This is a genomic window from Pseudomonas sp. 05N36, assembly GCF_056397385.1.
This window is the reverse complement of record NZ_JBFTNH010000006.1, coordinates 188,612-202,805: the sequence shown is the minus strand read 5'-3', so window position 1 is coordinate 202,805 and position 14,194 is coordinate 188,612. Positions and strand designations below refer to the sequence as shown.

Here is a 14,194-nt window from a genome sequence, read left to right as displayed (position 1 = left end):
AACAAGGAAACTGCCATGCTCCGCCCTACCCTTCGCTTCGCCAGCCTGTGTGCAGGCTTGATGATCTCCGCCAGCGCGCTGGCCCTGTCGCTGGGCAGCCTTTCCGAGGGAGAAGCCTCGGGCGGCCTCAAAGACGCCTTGGCCCAGGGGGCCGTAGCCGCCGTCACCACGCTTGGCAAACCGGGCGGCTTCAGCAACAACCCTGAAGTGAAGATCGAACTGCCGGGCAAACTGGGCAAGGTCGCCAGCAAGATGAAACAGTTCGGCATGGGCGCTCAGGTCGATCAACTGGAAACCAGCATGAACAAGGCAGCGGAAGCGGCCATGCGGCAGGCCCAGGCGCTGCTGGTGGATGCGGTGAAAAAGATGACCGTGACCGATGCCAAGGGCATCCTCACCGGCGGCAAGGATTCGGCCACCCAGTACCTGGACAAGACCAGCCGCGAACAAATCCGCGCCAAGTTCCTGCCGATCGTCAAGCAGGCCACCGACCAGGTGGGCCTGGCCAAGCAGTACAACTCGTTCGCCAGCCAGGCGGCAACCTTCGGCGTGCTTGATGCCAAGAGTGCCAACGTTGAAGGCTACGTGACGGAAAAGGCCCTGGACGGCCTGTTCAAGATGATCGCCCAGAAAGAAGAAGGCATCCGCGCCAACCCGGCGGAAGCCGCGACCAGCCTGGCGAAGAAAGTCTTCGGCTTGCTCTAACCCCGCCCCCCGCTGTCGGTTAAATGCAATCCCTGTGGGAGCGAGCCTGCTCGCAATGGCGATGGGTCAGTCAACATTGATGCTGGATGTGCCGCCGTCTTCGCGAGCAGGCTCGCTCCCACATTAGATTGGTGGTGTTTAATTGCATGGTGACTGCGTTCGTCACGAGCCACAGCGTCTTGCGTTGCGCCCTACACCTACGCCAGAATCCGCCGGCTTGTGCGCTTGGGTACTGGGCTCTATCGTCTCCGGGTCGCTGAAAATCAGCGATCGGGTTTGGTAGCCCGGTGGTACTAGGCGCAAAGCGTCACTTCTGCGGCGCCATATTTTGGCCTCTGCAARATGGTGGCCGTGCGCAGGGCGCCTTCGGGTGCGCCGGGTTCCTAGTACACCGGTCTACCAACCTGCGTATGRCCGCCACCCTAATCGTTTGGTAGCGATGGTGTCGGCTCCTTACTTACGTACTAGGAGTTTCGCCATGTTCAAGCCCACACCCAATCCCCCCGAAGCCGACGCCGAAAGCGTCTCCCCCTACGCGTCCCTCGACTCGAAAGAACTCCACGCCGCCGCCCACCGGGCGCTCGATCATTACCTGCTGTTGCCTGAAACCAAGAAACTACTGACCGACCGCCGCCCCAGCTGCATCTTCGTCATCGCCCCAGAGGTCGACAGCGAAACCCTGCTGGCCCACGCCTGCGAAACCCTGGCCTCGGCCAATGTCATGGCCAGCGACCTGGCGTTTGAACTCGACGGCCCCAAACGCAACAGCGCACTGGCAATTCAGCAGATGGTGGCCCTGGCAGAACTGGCGGTGAACCGCGCGCTGGATAACGTTGATCAGCCAGAGACTTAACAGCACCACCGCGTAGAAGCTGCCGCAGGCTGCGATCTTTTGATGTTTGGATCGCAGCCTACGACCAGTCTGTTTTGATGTGTGATGACTCGCGTAAAAAGAACACCCACTCACGGCCCATCTTTTTCTTCTCGAACAGCTTCAACTCAACCAAACCGTTCAGGGTCGTCGCCGCCGTGTTGTAGGAGCAGTCCAGGTTTTCCTTCACATTGACCGCGGTGAATTCCTTGGCCCTGCCGCTCTTGGCAATCTGAAACAGCGTGCGCTGCTTCTCGGTCAACTGCTCGAAAAGCCCGGATTCCTCCAGCCAGCGATCAAAACCTTCGGCGTAAACCAGGCTTTTTTGATAAGCCGCCGTGAACCCGGTTACTGCCCGCAAAATCACCGAACACTGGTAATCGATGAAGTAAGTCAGGTCCAGCCCGTCACTCTCGGTATGCACATAAGACCGACCGTACTTCACCGGTGCATTGCGCAGCAGAATGCTGATCGCGATGTAGCGAAATGCCGAGAAGTCATTCTTGAACATGAACCAGTAAAACAACGCCCGTGCCACCCGGCCATTGCCATCGCGGAACGGATGCTCGTAACCCAAGGCAAAATGCAGGGCGATGGCCTTGATCATCGGGTGCACATAATCAACGCCCAGAGGGTCGTCGTGGGGCTGGTTGATCCAGCTCGCCAATCCGTTGAGCCGAGCGCTGATACCGGCGGCTGGCGGCGGTGTATGAACGGTATGGCCTTCGCCATCCTGCACCACCACTTGATCATTGCTGCGAAAAAGTCCCGGCGAATACAGCGCGTCATCAATGCCTTCGACACCGACACGATGCAGTTGCCGGATCAGCTCGACACTCAATGGCTCGTGACGTTTTTCCCAGGCGAAGATCATCATTTTGTAGTTGCCGATGACCATCCGCTCGTCCGGGGTACGCGGCAGGCGATTGCGCTTGAGCATGTCCTTGGCCACCAGCGTGGTGGTCGCGGCGCCCTCAAGCTGGCTACTGCTGATCGCTTCGTCTTCGATCAGGTCATTGAGCAGGTAACTGAAATGCGCCGTCTCACCGATATGATGAGTCATGTATTCCAGCGCGGCGGTCGTGGCCTGACGATCAACCGTCGAGAGGGTTTTCTGTGCCAGCGGTGTCAGGACGAACTGGCCCCATTGGCTCGGCTCGCCCAGCGGCAACAAGCGCACGTATTGCGCCACCCGGGCCTTTTTCACCAAGGCCCAGCATAAGGTCGGATCAAGACCGGGCGGCCAGCGAAAACGCAGATCATCGAACGGCAAGTAACGCCCCTGATCATCCAGCGGCTTGAGCAGTGCCAGGTAGTCGACCAGCTTTTCCTTGTGAGGTGACTGGCTGAGCGCTTCGAACAGGCTCGGGTCTATGACTGGAGGGCTTTTTATCATCGCTGTCTCAAAAACTCGCGAAACTGAGTTATGAGTACAACACAGAAGCAGCCTTGTCTCAATTTCTCAAAAAATTGAGACAAGGCACTGCCGGGATCAGACTGGTTCTTTCTTGACCCTGAACCACGCCGCATACAGCGCCGGCAGGAACAGCAAGGTCAGCGCCGTCGCGACGATCAAGCCGCCCATGATCGCTACCGCCATCGGGCCGAAGAACACGCTGCGCGACAGCGGAATCATCGCCAGCACGGCCGCCAGTGCGGTCAGCACGATAGGCCGGAAGCGCCGCACCGTGGCTTCGATGATCGCTTGCCAGGGTTTGAGCCCGGCGAGGATGTCCTGTTCGATCTGGTCGACCAGGATCACCGAGTTACGCATGATCATCCCCGACAGCGCGATGGTCCCGAGCATGGCCACGAAACCGAACGGCTGACGGAACACCATCAGGAACAAGGTGACACCGATCAATCCCAACGGCGCTGTCAGAAACACCATCGCCGTGCGTGAGAAGCTGCGCAGTTGCAGCATCAGCAAGGTCAGCACAACCACGATGAACAACGGCACGCCGGCATTCACCGAATCCTGGCCACGGGTCGAGTCTTCTACCGTGCCGCCGACGTCCAGCAAATAGCCGTCAGGCAATTCGGCGCGAATCGGCTCGAGTGTCGGAAGGATCTGCTTAACCAGGGTTGCCGGCTGCTCCTTGTCATAGATGTCGGCGCGAATCGTCACGTTTGGCAAGCGGTTGCGGTGCCAGATAATGCCTTCTTCGAAGCCATATTCCAGGGTCGCCACCTGTGACAGCGCGACGCTTTTGCCGTTGTCGGTCGGCACCGCCAGGCTCGACAGCCGCGACAGTTCGGTGCGTTCGTGCAAGGTGCCGCGCAAGAGGATCTCGATCAACTCGTTGTCTTCACGGTACTGGCTGACGCTTGAGCCGGTCAGCGAGCTTTGCAAGAACCTCGACAGGTTTGCCGTGCTCACGCCCAAGGCCCGCGCGCGGTCCTGATCGACGTTCAGGTACACCACTTTGCTCGGTTCTTCCCAGTCCAGGTGCACGTTGACCACATGCGGGTTCTCACGCACCTTGGCCGCGACTTTACGTGCCAGCGCGCGGACCTCTTCAATGTGTTCACCGGTGACCCGGAACTGCACCGGATACCCCACTGGCGGACCGTTTTCCAGGCGCGTGACCCGCGAGCGCAAGGCCGGGAATTGTTCGTTCAGGGTTTCGATCAGCCAGGTGCGCAGGCTTTCGCGCTCCTCGATGGTTTTTGCCAGGACCACAAATTGCGCGAAACTCGCTGCCGGCAATTGCTGGTCCAGCGGCAGGTAAAAACGCGGCGAACCGGTGCCGACATACGCGACATAGTTGTCGATGCCCGCGCGCTCCTTAAGCATCGCCTCCAGCCGCTTGACCTCCTCGTTGGTGTTGCTCAACGAGGCGCCTTCGGCCAGTTTCAGATCAACCATCAGTTCCAGGCGCCCAGAAGCCGGGAAGAACTGTTGCGGCACAAAACGGAACAGCAGCACCGAAGCCACGAACAGCAGGATGGTCAACGCAATCACGGTTTTGCGGCGCCGCACGCACCACTCCACCAGACGCCGGACGCGTTGATAGAACGGTGTGCCGTAGGGGTCCGGCTGACCGGCACCGTGTTTGGCGGCGTGAATTTTCGCCAGGTCCGGCAGGAGTTTTTCACCCAGATAGGGCACAAACATCACCGCGGCGACCCACGAGGCCAGCAACGCGATGGTCACCACCTGGAAGATCGAGCGGGTGTATTCACCGGTGCCGGATTGCGCGGTGGCAATCGGCAGGAAGCCGGCCGCGGTGATCAACGTCCCGGTGAGCATCGGGAATGCGGTGCTGGTCCAGGCAAAGCTGGCAGCCTTGAGCCGGTCGTAGCCCTGCTCCATTTTGATCGCCATCATTTCCACGGCGATGATCGCGTCGTCCACCAGCAATCCCAAGGCCAGCACCAACGCGCCGAGAGAGATCTTGTGCAGGCCGATTCCGAGGTAATACATGCAGGCAAACGTCATTGCCAGCACCAGCGGAATCACCAGGGCGACCACCATGCCAGTGCGCACACCGAGGGAGAAGAAGCTCACCAGCAAGACAATCGCCAACGCTTCCACCAGCACCTGGACGAACTCGCCGACGCTGCTTTTCACCGCGGCCGGCTGGTCGGAGACCTTGCGCAGTTGCATACCGGCCGGCAGGTTTTTCTGGATACGCTCGAACTCCAGCTCCAGCGCCTTGCCGAGCACCAGAATGTCGCCGCCATCCTTCATCGCCACGGCCAGGCCGATCGCGTCCTCGCCCATGAAACGCATGCGCGGTGCCGGTGGATCGTTGAAGCCACGGTGCACATCAGCCACATCGCCGATACGGAAGGTCCGGTCGCCAACACGGATCGGAAAATCCCTGATCTGGTCGACCGTCTGGAAATTGCCCGTCACCCGCAGTTGCAAACGCTCGCTGGAGGTTTCGAAGAACCCGGCGTTGGACATCGCGTTCTGTTCTTCCAGCGCTTGCTGCACCGTGGCCAACGGTAATCCCAGGGTGGCGAGTTTGACGTTGGACAGTTCGATCCAGATTTTCTCGTCCTGCAGCCCGAGCAAGTCGACCTTGCCCACATCCTTGACCCGTTGCAGCTGGATCTGGATACGGTCGGCGTAATCCTTGAGCACCGCGTAATCGAAGCCCTCGCCGGTCAGCGCATAGATATTGCCGAAGGTGGTGCCGAATTCATCGTTGAAGAACGGTCCCTGGATCCCTGGCGGCAAGGTCTGGCGAATGTCGCTGATCTTCTTGCGCACCTGATACCAGAGGTCGGGGATCTGCGCCGAATGCATCGAGTCCCGGGCCATGAAAGTCACCTGGGATTCACCGGGGCGAGAAAACGAGACAATCCGCTCGTACTCGCCGGTTTCCATCAGCTTCTTTTCAATGCGCTCGGTGACTTGCCGCGAGACTTCCTGGGCCGTCGCGCCCGGCCAACTGGTCCTGATCACCATGGCCTTGAAGGTGAACGGCGGGTCTTCACTCTGGCCCAGCTTGGTGTAGGACAGCGCGCCGACGACCGCCAGCAAAATCATCAGGAACAGTACGATCTGGCGGTTATGCAGCGCCCATTCGGAAAGGTTGAAACGCATCGGGGATTACTCCTTGACCGCCAGATTGACCACGCGGTTGGAGCGATCCACCGGCCGTACTTGCTGGCCCTCGTGGAGCACATGAACGCCAGCGGCTACCACCCAGTCGCTGGGGTTGAGGCCGTCAAGCACCGGCACGGTTTTCTCGCCGAAGGCGCCGACACGAACCGGGGCCTTTTTCAGGGTGTTGTTGGCACCGACAACCCAGACGTACGTCGCGCCGTTTTCTGCGGTGAGCGCCGAGAGCGGCACCGACAGCGGCACCACGTCAGCCAGTTGAATGAATACCCGGGCGCTTTGGCCAAGCTCGGCCGGCACCTTGCCAGCGCTAAAGGTGATGCGCGCGGCAAAGGTCCGAGATTTTGGATCGGCGGCCGGCGACAGTTCACGAATGCTCCCGGCGAACCGCTGGCCTTGCTGGGTCCAGAGTTCAACGGTGACCGGCTGGCCAACCTTGAAACGGCCGAAGTTTTGCTCTGGCAGGCTGATCAGCACTTCACGCTCGCCGTCGGTGGCCAGGGTGAAGGCGGTCTGCCCGGCGGCCACCACTTGCCCGACTTCCACGGAGCGCTTGGCCACGACACCGTCATGCGGGGCGCGCAGCACAGCGTAGCTGGCCTGGTTGCTGGCCACGTCGAACTCGGCCTTGATCTGCTTGAGCCGTGCTTCGCCGGAGCGGTAGAGATTTTCAGAATTGTCGTACTGCGAGCGGCTGACCATCTGACGGTCCATCAGGGTCTTGTAGCGATCACGCTCGGCACGCACCAGGTTCAGGTTGGCCTCAGCGGCAGCAACCTGCGCACGAGTTGCTTCCAGTTGCAGGCGCACGTCCTGGGGATCGAGTTCTGCCAGCGGCTGGTTGGCCTTGACCCGCTCACCTTCCTCGACCAGTCGTCGGCTGACTTTGCCGCCGATACGGAAGGCCAGGTCTGGCTCATAACGTGCGCGAACTTCGCCGGGATAGCTGTCCATCGCCTGCGCGGAAGGCTCAGGCTGAACCACCATGGCCGGACGCACGGTGACTTGCACCGGCTCTTCGTGGCCGCACGCAGACAACAGGAATGCCAGGCTGACTGGCAACGCAAAGCGCGACATGGTGAACGATCCTTCGCTAATGGGGTTTTGAATAATTATACTGGCCGGTATGTTATTAATAGCAAACTCACCAGTCCAGTATTAAAGCGAAAAATGTCCAACAATCTTCCAGCACCCAACGGCCCCGGTCGCCCGAAGGATCTCGCCAAGCGCGAGGCGATCCTTGAGGCGGCGAAACGCCTTTTTCTGAGCAATGGTTACGCAAGCACCAGCATGGACGCGGTGGCGGCTGAGGCCGGAGTATCAAAGCTGACTGTTTACAGTCACTTCAACGACAAGGAGACGCTGTTCTCCTGTGCGGTGATGGCCAAATGCGAAGCGCAATTGCCTACTCTGTTCTTCGAACTGCCCGACGGCATGCCGATCGAGAATGTGCTGTTGAACATCGCCCGAGGCTTTCATCTGCTGATCAACAGCGATGAATCGGTGAACCTGCATCGCCTGATCATGACGCTGGGGAGTCAGGACCCGAAACTCTCGCTGATCTTCTTCGAGGCAGGTCCGCAGCGGATGTTGCAGGGCATGGAACGCTTGCTGACGAAGGTCGACCAGATCGGCGCCTTGAGCATCGACAAGCCGCTCAATGCCGCCGAGCACTTCTTCTGCCTGCTCAAAGGCGCAGCGAATTTTCGCTTGCTCTTCGGCTGCGGCGAACCCTTGACCGGGGACGCGGCCGAGGCTCACATACAGGAAGTGGTGGGGTTGTTTATGCGGGCGTATCGGCCGGGTTCGGCCTGATAGATATGTAGCGTCTGGGCGGACGCTATCGCGAGCAGGCTCGCTCCCACAGGGTTTTCGGTTGGTCACAGGATTTGTGGTCAGCACCGATCCATTGTGGGAGCGAGCCTGCTCGCGATGGGAGCAACACGGTCTTAAGGCTTGAGCGCTTTCTTGGGGTAGATGTCGTAGCGGCTGGACTTGCCGTCCAGCGCATGGCTCGGCTTTGGCCCTTCGATGCACGGCGCCTTGCGCGGGCGCTTGACCACCACTCGGTGGCTGGCCAGTGCGAGTGCAGCTTGAAGCAGGGCCGGTGCATCCGGGTCATCGCCTACCAGCGGGCGAAACAGGCGCATTTCCTTCTTCACCAACGCGGTTTTCTCACGATGCGGGAACATCGGATCGAGGTAGATCACCTGCGGCGGCTCACCTTCCCAGTTGCGCATCAACTCGATCGAGTTGCCCTTGAGCAAGGTCATCCGCGCCACGATCGGCGCCACCTCAAAATCTTCCGCCGCGCGGGCCAAACCGTCTTCGAGCAACGCGCCAATCAACGGCTGACGCTCGATCAGGCTCATTTCGCAGCCCAGGCTTGCCAGCACAAAACCATCCTTGCCCAGCCCCGCCGTGGCATCCAGCACCTTCGGCCGCACGCCTTGAGCGACGCCGACAGCCTTGGCGATCATCTGGCCGCTGCCGCCACCGTACAACCGGCGATGGGCCGCGCCGCCCTCGACGAAGTCCACCCGCACCGGTCCCGGTGCGTCCGGGCCGAGCTGTTGCAGTTGCAAGCCGTGCTCACCCACTTGCAATGCAAACTCGGCATCGTCCAGCAGCAACGGCAAGTTCAATCGCTCGGCCCAGTGCTCGGCGCGTGCCTGAAACGCTTCGGCCAGGGCCTGGACTTTGATGCGGCTGGCCGCGGGTTGCTCACTCATCAGAAAACACACTCAAAAAATTAATGATCGGCAAAAACGGCCGATAACAAAACTATCGAGCATTTTGCCAGAGCTGAGCGTCGACCGAGAGAAATGTCAGACATTCAACGCACATCAGTAGGCTACATCTCGCCCCACGGCGATTATGGCCTGCGTAATTCCCAAGCACTGAGCGGCGTCAGTCACCTGTGGCAGGATTTTTTTGCCCAGGCACTGGCCGATCATTTGGGCGATGCTGCACCGGCGCCAGGCAGTTACACCCCCGTCGCCATCGATGGCCCGGTCGAACCGACCGTTGGCGCTGAACTGCTCGAACACATCGTCACGCAGCGCGCCTGCAACGTGAAGGACACCGAAGTCCGTCCGCCTGAGCCGCTGTTCCTGCCGATTGCCGAGTTCGAAATGGACCTGGCCGACAAACCGTTCCCGCCGTTCCCGCCGCAAGAAATTCTCGCGCAACAGAAGCAACAAGACTTCGAAAGCGCTTGGGTGCGCCCGATCGTCCTGGCCGCCGGTCAGCCATTGCCTGCGCCAGGCCCGGCACCGCAACCGCGTCCGTTGCACCTGCCGATTGCCGAGTTCGAACTCGACCTGCTGGATAAACCGGCAACCCCTTATCCGCATGAAGAGCTGGTCGAGCAACAGAAGCAATTCGATTTTGATAACGGCTGGGCTCGCCCGATCGTCCTGCAGAACCTGCGCATCGCCGCCTGAACCTCAACTTCAGCTTCAGCGACACACCCACCACGGCCCGACATCCAGATGAAAATGGTTGCGATGGGCAGCGTTGTAGTCCGGGCTCAATACCACGCTGAACATGTCACACGCGCCATCGCGAACCTTGCGTAGAAAACGCGCATCGTCATTGTCCTTCGGCCAGTCTCGCAGCACGCTGATACTGCGCCCGTCCGCCAGGCGAAAGCCGGCGATATCCAGTGCATCGGCCGTCGCGTGCTGGCTGCGCGAGCCGTTTTCGAGGTTGTACATGTTGCGGCAGGCAAAACTGCCGAGGTGATCGACCCGCGCCACCGCCTGCCCATACGTGGCCTGCGCCGCCGGTTGCAGGGCATGCCGCTCGAACAGCACAAACGCCACCGCCAGCGGGCAACTGGCGAGAAAGCTGCTGCTCAGCGCCACCTCGCCGCCCTGCACGCGCAGGGTGTTGTTCAGCGGGCAATCGACGTCCGGGTTGCTGTCGGCCTGGCGGGTGAACTTCAACCCGGCACCGTTGAGCACCTGGTCGCAGAGTTCAGGGTTATCGCGCAGTCTCATCAATTTGAAGCGCGTCAGCAGGTTCGGCGTGGCCCGGACATCCAGCGGCGCCCAAGGGTTCCAGGCCGCTGGCAACGGCAGCCAACCGCGCCAGACACCCACCAGCAAGCCGCCCATCACCAGCATCACCGCCAACAGCACTTTCAGAAACCGCACGACAACTCCCTGTGGGTCAGCCTTTGAACAGTTGATTGATCTGCCCGAACGGCAGCGCGCGGTCGGCGAAATCGAAGGTGCCGTGCGACTGAATTTCCTGCGCGGCCTGATAGAACGCGCCGTAGGCCGCACGGGCCATGGCCGAGCCGACACTGATCCGCTTGACGCCCATTTCACTGAGCTGCGCGACGTTCAACTTGAGACCGCCGGACATCAGCACATTGACCGGTTTCGGCGCCACGGCGCGGACCACCGCCAGTATCTCTTCGGCGTTGCGCAGGCCCGGCGCATACAGCACATCGGCGCCCGCCTCGGCAAAGGCCTGCAAGCGGCGAATGGTGTCGGCCAGGTCCGGATTACCGTGCAGGTAATTCTCGGCACGCGCGGTCAGGGTGAACGGGAACGGCAAACTGCGCGCAGCCGCGACCGCCGCTTCGATTCGTGCGACGGCGTGTTCAAAGCAGTAAATCGGGCCGTCTTCACGGCCGGTAGCGTCTTCGATCGAGCCACCGACCGCACCAGCAGCGGCGGCGCGTAGCAAGCTCTCGGCGGATTCCTGCGGGCTGTCGGCAAAACCGTTTTCCAGATCGACTGCCACCGGCAGATCGCTCGCGGCGACAATCGCCCGAACGTTGACCAGTGTCTCTTCGAGCTTGACCGCGCCATCCGGGCGGCCCAGCGAAAAAGCATAACCGGCACTGGTGGTCGCCAGCGCCTGGTAACCCAGGCCGGCAAGCATTTTTGCCGAGCCGGCGTCCCACGGGTTGGGGATCACAAAAGCTCCGGCACCTTCGTGTAAGGCCTTGAAGGCCTGAGCTTTAAGGGTTTGCGCATCCATTGGCTCACTCCTGCAGAAGGGATAGGCCCGTCGTCAGAGCAACCCAAGCTGCTCGGCGGCGGGTTCTCTGTATAGCTCAGGCAGCGCCGGCAAGCCAGGCAAACGCGCCATCAACCGAGTATGAAAGCGTTGTGCCAAAGCGGCGGCCAGCAAGTTGTCGGCGGTGTGCAGGAAGATGTACGGCGTGCGGCCCTCTTCGATCCATTCGGCGATTTTCTCGACCCACGGCGTCAGGAACGTATCGTTGGCTTCAAGCAGCGGATGACCGATGAAACGCACCTGCGGGAATTGAGTAAAAGCCGCCGGACGCGGTGGCACCTTGGGCTTTTTCGATTGCGCGTGAAGCACCGAAGGTTCAGTCGACGTGCAACTGAACAGCGCCCGTGGATCGAGGCAAATGCGCTCCACGCCACGATCCAGCAACAGCCGATTGAGCCTGCGCTCGGCATCGCCTTTGGCGAAGAAGTCCCGATGCCGCACTTCAACGGCCAACGGCCGCTGCAGCCCATCGATGAACCCGGCCAGCTCGCCCAGCCGTTGCGGGGTGAACGCTGTCGACAGTTGCAGCCAGAGCGGTGAAACCCGCTCACCGAGTGGGCTGAGCAATTGCACGAAGGTTTCGGCGGCGCTCAGTTGCTCGCGCAGGTCGCCGCCGTGGCTGATGTCGCCGGGGAATTTGGCGGTGAAGCGAAAATGTTCCGGCATCGTCTGCGCCCAGCGCTCCACCGTCGCCGGCGCAGGGCGGGCGTAGAACGTGGTGTTGCCTTCAACGGCGTTGAACACCTGTGAGTACAGGTCGAGAAATTCATTGGGGCGGGCGTTTTGCGGATACAAGTACTCGCGCCAGGCGTTTTCGCTCCAGGACGGGCAACCGAGGTAATAAGGCAACCGCATCAGATGTGCAGGTCGAGACCCAGCACTTCCATATCCCAATCGACGAAAGCCGCGGTGCTCAGGTAGCTGGCCAGGGCCATCGCCACGCTTTTGCTCATGGCGCGGTGGTAGATCATGTCCTGCTGACGGGCGGGGAGATTGCTCAGGCGTTGCGCAGAAGCCTTGGCGGCGCGGGCGGCCAGTTGCTCCTCAGAAGGAAACTCCTGCTCGCCATCGATATCCTCGAGGGACTCGTCCACCGACACGTCGCCTTTACGCGGCTTGCGCTTGATGGGGTAGGACTGAGAGGCAAAGCCGTCTATGCGCATGGTTACAAACTCTCTATCGATGATGGCAATTTAGCGGCACTTACCAATGTGCGCAAACTCCCAAGTGATAACTAGAGCACAGAAACCGGAAAAGGTTTAAAGGCGCGCGGCAGAAACTGACCATTGGCTGCGCCCCTGTGGCGAGGGAGCTTGCTCCCGCTCGGGGGCGAAGCGCCCGCAGATTAGCCGACGCGGTACATCTGACGAAATGAGGCTGCAGATTTTGGGGGCGCTTCGCACCCCAGCGGGAGCAAGCTCCCTCGCCACAAAAGCACTCGGATTACCGGGCTTTGGGGGTTGCCACTTTGTCGCGCAGGTAAACCGGCTGCGCGTCGTCCGCCGGGATGCCTTCGCCGCGTTCCCAGGCGAAACGGGCCAGGGTCAGCAAGTCTTCGGCGTGAGGCAACATGCCGGCATCCTGGCCGATCAGGTTGACCGCGATGCGCTCGCCATAGCCCCAGCCGGTGYCCGCGCCGAACCAGTCGCCCGAGGCCTCTGCCGGCAATGCCGCGACTTCTGGCGGCAACACCGCTTCAGCCCCTACCAGACGCATTTCGCCGGCGGTTTCACGGTAGCAGCCCCAATAGACTTCATCCATCCGCGCATCGATGGCCGCCGCGACCTGATGTGCACCGTGCTCGCGCAATGCGCGCTGCGCCAATACCGCCAGGTTGGACACCGGCAACACCGGACGATCCAGCGCAAACGCCAGGCCCTGAACCACGCCAATGGCGATTCGCACGCCAGTGAACGCACCCGGGCCGCGACCAAAGGCAATCGCATCGACCGCTTGCAAGGTGGTGCCTGCATCCGCCAACAACTGCTGGATCATCGGCAACAACTTCTGCGCATGCAGGCGCGGGATCACCTCGTAATGACTCGTGACCTTGCCGTCATGCAGCAAGGCAACGGAGCAAGCTTCAGTCGCGGTGTCCAGGGCCAGCAAGGTGCTCATCGATGTTTCCGTAAAGAGAGTTGGAAAAAGTGCGCCAGTATAAACAACAACGGCCCGCAAGCGGGCCGTTGTAGGTAAAGCAAATCAGCTTTCTCAGCTCAGCGCTTCAAGCACCTTGCCGGTGATCGCTTCGACCGAACCGACGCCTGCGATGTGGCTGTACTTCGGCTTGCCTTGGGCAGCCGACAGCTGCTGGTAGAAATCCACCAGTGGCTTGGTCTGGGAATGGTAGACCGACAGACGATGACGCACGGTTTCTTCAGTGTCGTCTTTACGCTGCACCAGCGCTTCGCCGGTGACGTCGTCCTGGCCCGCGACTTTCGGCGGGTTGTAGACGGTGTGGTAAACACGGCCGCTGGCTTCGTGTACACGACGACCGGCGATACGCTGGACGATTTCTTCGTCATCAACGGCGATTTCAACCACGTGATCCAGTTCTACACCGGCATCGACCAGGGCTTCAGCCTGAGGAATGGTGCGCGGGAAACCGTCGAACAGGAAGCCGTTGGCGCAATCAGGCTGGGCGATACGATCCTTGACCAGTGCGATGATCAGGTCGTCGGAGACCAGGCCGCCTGCGTCCATGATGCTCTTGGCTTTAATGCCCAGCTCGGTGCCGGCCTTGACGGCAGCACGCAGCATGTCGCCGGTGGAGATCTGTGGAATAGCGAATTTTTCAGTGATGAACTTAGCCTGAGTACCTTTACCGGCCCCGGGAGCTCCCAGCAGAATGACGCGCATCGATGTGCTCCTCAATTTCTTATTTAGATAACGATCGGATTTGCCGCGTGGGGCCAATCTCAAAAATAGGGTCGTGGGCCGCCCAAACGGCCAAAGGCTGATCAAGATACACAGCAGGCCCTGACCACACAAGCCGCCGAAAGTCG

14 protein-coding genes are annotated in these 14,194 nt (G+C 60.7%); 4 read left to right on the top strand and 10 right to left on the bottom strand.

Annotation, left to right across the window (positions count from 1 at the left end; genetic code table 11):
• Positions 1-15: 15 nt before the first annotated feature.
• Together AC1DIH_RS11200 and AC1DIH_RS11195 are read left to right on the top strand one after the other, a co-directional pair.
• Positions 16-705, top strand: a complete 690-nt coding sequence (locus tag AC1DIH_RS11200; protein WP_477771724.1) for a DUF4197 domain-containing protein — start codon at positions 16-18, stop codon at positions 703-705.
• A 478-nt stretch (positions 706-1,183) separates the two neighbouring features.
• Entirely contained in the window at positions 1,184-1,558 is a 375-nt protein-coding gene (locus AC1DIH_RS11195; RefSeq protein ID WP_427533458.1) for a DUF6124 family protein, read from the top strand.
• A gap of 58 nt (positions 1,559-1,616) precedes the next feature.
• Here the strand turns inward: AC1DIH_RS11195 and AC1DIH_RS11190 are convergent, their stop codons facing one another.
• The 3 genes from AC1DIH_RS11190 to AC1DIH_RS11180 form a co-directional block, all read right to left on the bottom strand.
• On the bottom strand, positions 1,617-2,972 hold the full coding sequence (locus AC1DIH_RS11190; RefSeq protein ID WP_477771723.1) for a Fic family protein: 1,356 nt from the start codon (positions 2,970-2,972) through the stop codon (positions 1,617-1,619).
• A gap of 96 nt (positions 2,973-3,068) precedes the next feature.
• A complete protein-coding gene (locus AC1DIH_RS11185; RefSeq protein WP_477771722.1) occupies positions 3,069-6,134 on the bottom strand; it encodes an efflux RND transporter permease subunit in 3,066 nt (1,021 codons plus the stop codon).
• Positions 6,135-6,140: 6 nt separating this feature from the next.
• Positions 6,141-7,229: an efflux RND transporter periplasmic adaptor subunit gene (locus AC1DIH_RS11180; RefSeq protein ID WP_477771721.1), complete on the bottom strand. Its 1,089-nt coding sequence runs from the start codon at positions 7,227-7,229 to the stop codon at positions 6,141-6,143.
• 93 nt (positions 7,230-7,322) lie between these two features.
• Between AC1DIH_RS11180 and AC1DIH_RS11175 the strand changes: the two genes are divergently transcribed.
• Entirely contained in the window at positions 7,323-7,967 is a 645-nt protein-coding gene (locus AC1DIH_RS11175) for a TetR/AcrR family transcriptional regulator (protein ID WP_477771720.1), read from the top strand.
• Positions 7,968-8,101: 134 nt separating this feature from the next.
• Here the strand turns inward: AC1DIH_RS11175 and AC1DIH_RS11170 are convergent, their stop codons facing one another.
• Complete coding sequence (locus AC1DIH_RS11170; protein WP_054595890.1) at positions 8,102-8,884, bottom strand: class I SAM-dependent methyltransferase; 783 nt, start codon at positions 8,882-8,884, stop codon at positions 8,102-8,104.
• 93 nt (positions 8,885-8,977) lie between these two features.
• Between AC1DIH_RS11170 and AC1DIH_RS11165 the strand changes: the two genes are divergently transcribed.
• Positions 8,978-9,598, top strand: a complete 621-nt coding sequence (locus AC1DIH_RS11165) for an energy transducer TonB (RefSeq protein ID WP_477771719.1) — start codon at positions 8,978-8,980, stop codon at positions 9,596-9,598.
• Positions 9,599-9,613: 15 nt separating this feature from the next.
• Here AC1DIH_RS11165 and AC1DIH_RS11160 read toward each other — a convergent pair whose 3' ends face one another.
• The 6 genes from AC1DIH_RS11160 to adk all read right to left on the bottom strand — a co-directional run bounded on the left by AC1DIH_RS11160 (position 9,614) and on the right by adk (position 14,048).
• Entirely contained in the window at positions 9,614-10,312 is a 699-nt protein-coding gene (locus tag AC1DIH_RS11160; protein WP_477771718.1) for an extensin-like domain-containing protein, read from the bottom strand.
• A gap of 16 nt (positions 10,313-10,328) precedes the next feature.
• Positions 10,329-11,150 carry an isocitrate lyase/PEP mutase family protein gene (locus AC1DIH_RS11155; protein ID WP_477771717.1) on the bottom strand — a complete coding sequence of 274 codons (822 nt, stop codon included), beginning with the start codon at positions 11,148-11,150 and terminating at the stop codon, positions 10,329-10,331.
• A 33-nt stretch (positions 11,151-11,183) separates the two neighbouring features.
• Complete coding sequence (locus AC1DIH_RS11150) at positions 11,184-12,044, bottom strand: DUF72 domain-containing protein (RefSeq protein ID WP_477771716.1); 861 nt, start codon at positions 12,042-12,044, stop codon at positions 11,184-11,186.
• A complete protein-coding gene (locus AC1DIH_RS11145) occupies positions 12,044-12,352 on the bottom strand; it encodes a hypothetical protein (RefSeq protein ID WP_427541063.1) in 309 nt (102 codons plus the stop codon). The genes AC1DIH_RS11150 and AC1DIH_RS11145 overlap by 1 nt, the downstream gene beginning before the upstream one ends.
• 280 nt (positions 12,353-12,632) lie before the next feature.
• Positions 12,633-13,307, bottom strand: a complete 675-nt coding sequence (gene tsaB / locus AC1DIH_RS11140; protein ID WP_477771715.1) for a tRNA (adenosine(37)-N6)-threonylcarbamoyltransferase complex dimerization subunit type 1 TsaB — start codon at positions 13,305-13,307, stop codon at positions 12,633-12,635.
• Between the two features lie 93 nt (positions 13,308-13,400).
• Positions 13,401-14,048, bottom strand: a complete 648-nt coding sequence (gene adk, locus AC1DIH_RS11135) for an adenylate kinase (protein ID WP_054595883.1) — start codon at positions 14,046-14,048, stop codon at positions 13,401-13,403.
• Positions 14,049-14,194 lie beyond the last annotated feature (146 nt).

What these genes read in the sequence shown, in the direction of transcription:
- AC1DIH_RS11180 (WP_477771721.1), bottom strand. Translation starts at nt 7,229, where the DNA reads ATGTCGCGCTTTGCGTTGCCAGTCAGCCTGGCATTCCTGTTGTCTGCG.
- AC1DIH_RS11165 (WP_477771719.1), top strand. Translation starts at nt 8,978, where the DNA reads ATGTCAGACATTCAACGCACATCAGTAGGCTACATCTCGCCCCACGGC.
- AC1DIH_RS11200 (WP_477771724.1), top strand. Translation starts at nt 16, where the DNA reads ATGCTCCGCCCTACCCTTCGCTTCGCCAGCCTGTGTGCAGGCTTGATG.
- AC1DIH_RS11195 (WP_427533458.1), top strand. Translation starts at nt 1,184, where the DNA reads ATGTTCAAGCCCACACCCAATCCCCCCGAAGCCGACGCCGAAAGCGTC.
- AC1DIH_RS11190 (WP_477771723.1), bottom strand. Translation starts at nt 2,972, where the DNA reads ATGATAAAAAGCCCTCCAGTCATAGACCCGAGCCTGTTCGAAGCGCTC.
- AC1DIH_RS11185 (WP_477771722.1), bottom strand. Translation starts at nt 6,134, where the DNA reads ATGCGTTTCAACCTTTCCGAATGGGCGCTGCATAACCGCCAGATCGTA.
- adk (WP_054595883.1), bottom strand. Translation starts at nt 14,048, where the DNA reads ATGCGCGTCATTCTGCTGGGAGCTCCCGGGGCCGGTAAAGGTACTCAG.
- AC1DIH_RS11150 (WP_477771716.1), bottom strand. Translation starts at nt 12,044, where the DNA reads ATGCGGTTGCCTTATTACCTCGGTTGCCCGTCCTGGAGCGAAAACGCC.
- AC1DIH_RS11155 (WP_477771717.1), bottom strand. Translation starts at nt 11,150, where the DNA reads ATGGATGCGCAAACCCTTAAAGCTCAGGCCTTCAAGGCCTTACACGAA.
- AC1DIH_RS11145 (WP_427541063.1), bottom strand. Translation starts at nt 12,352, where the DNA reads ATGCGCATAGACGGCTTTGCCTCTCAGTCCTACCCCATCAAGCGCAAG.
- AC1DIH_RS11170 (WP_054595890.1), bottom strand. Translation starts at nt 8,884, where the DNA reads ATGAGTGAGCAACCCGCGGCCAGCCGCATCAAAGTCCAGGCCCTGGCC.
- AC1DIH_RS11175 (WP_477771720.1), top strand. Translation starts at nt 7,323, where the DNA reads ATGTCCAACAATCTTCCAGCACCCAACGGCCCCGGTCGCCCGAAGGAT.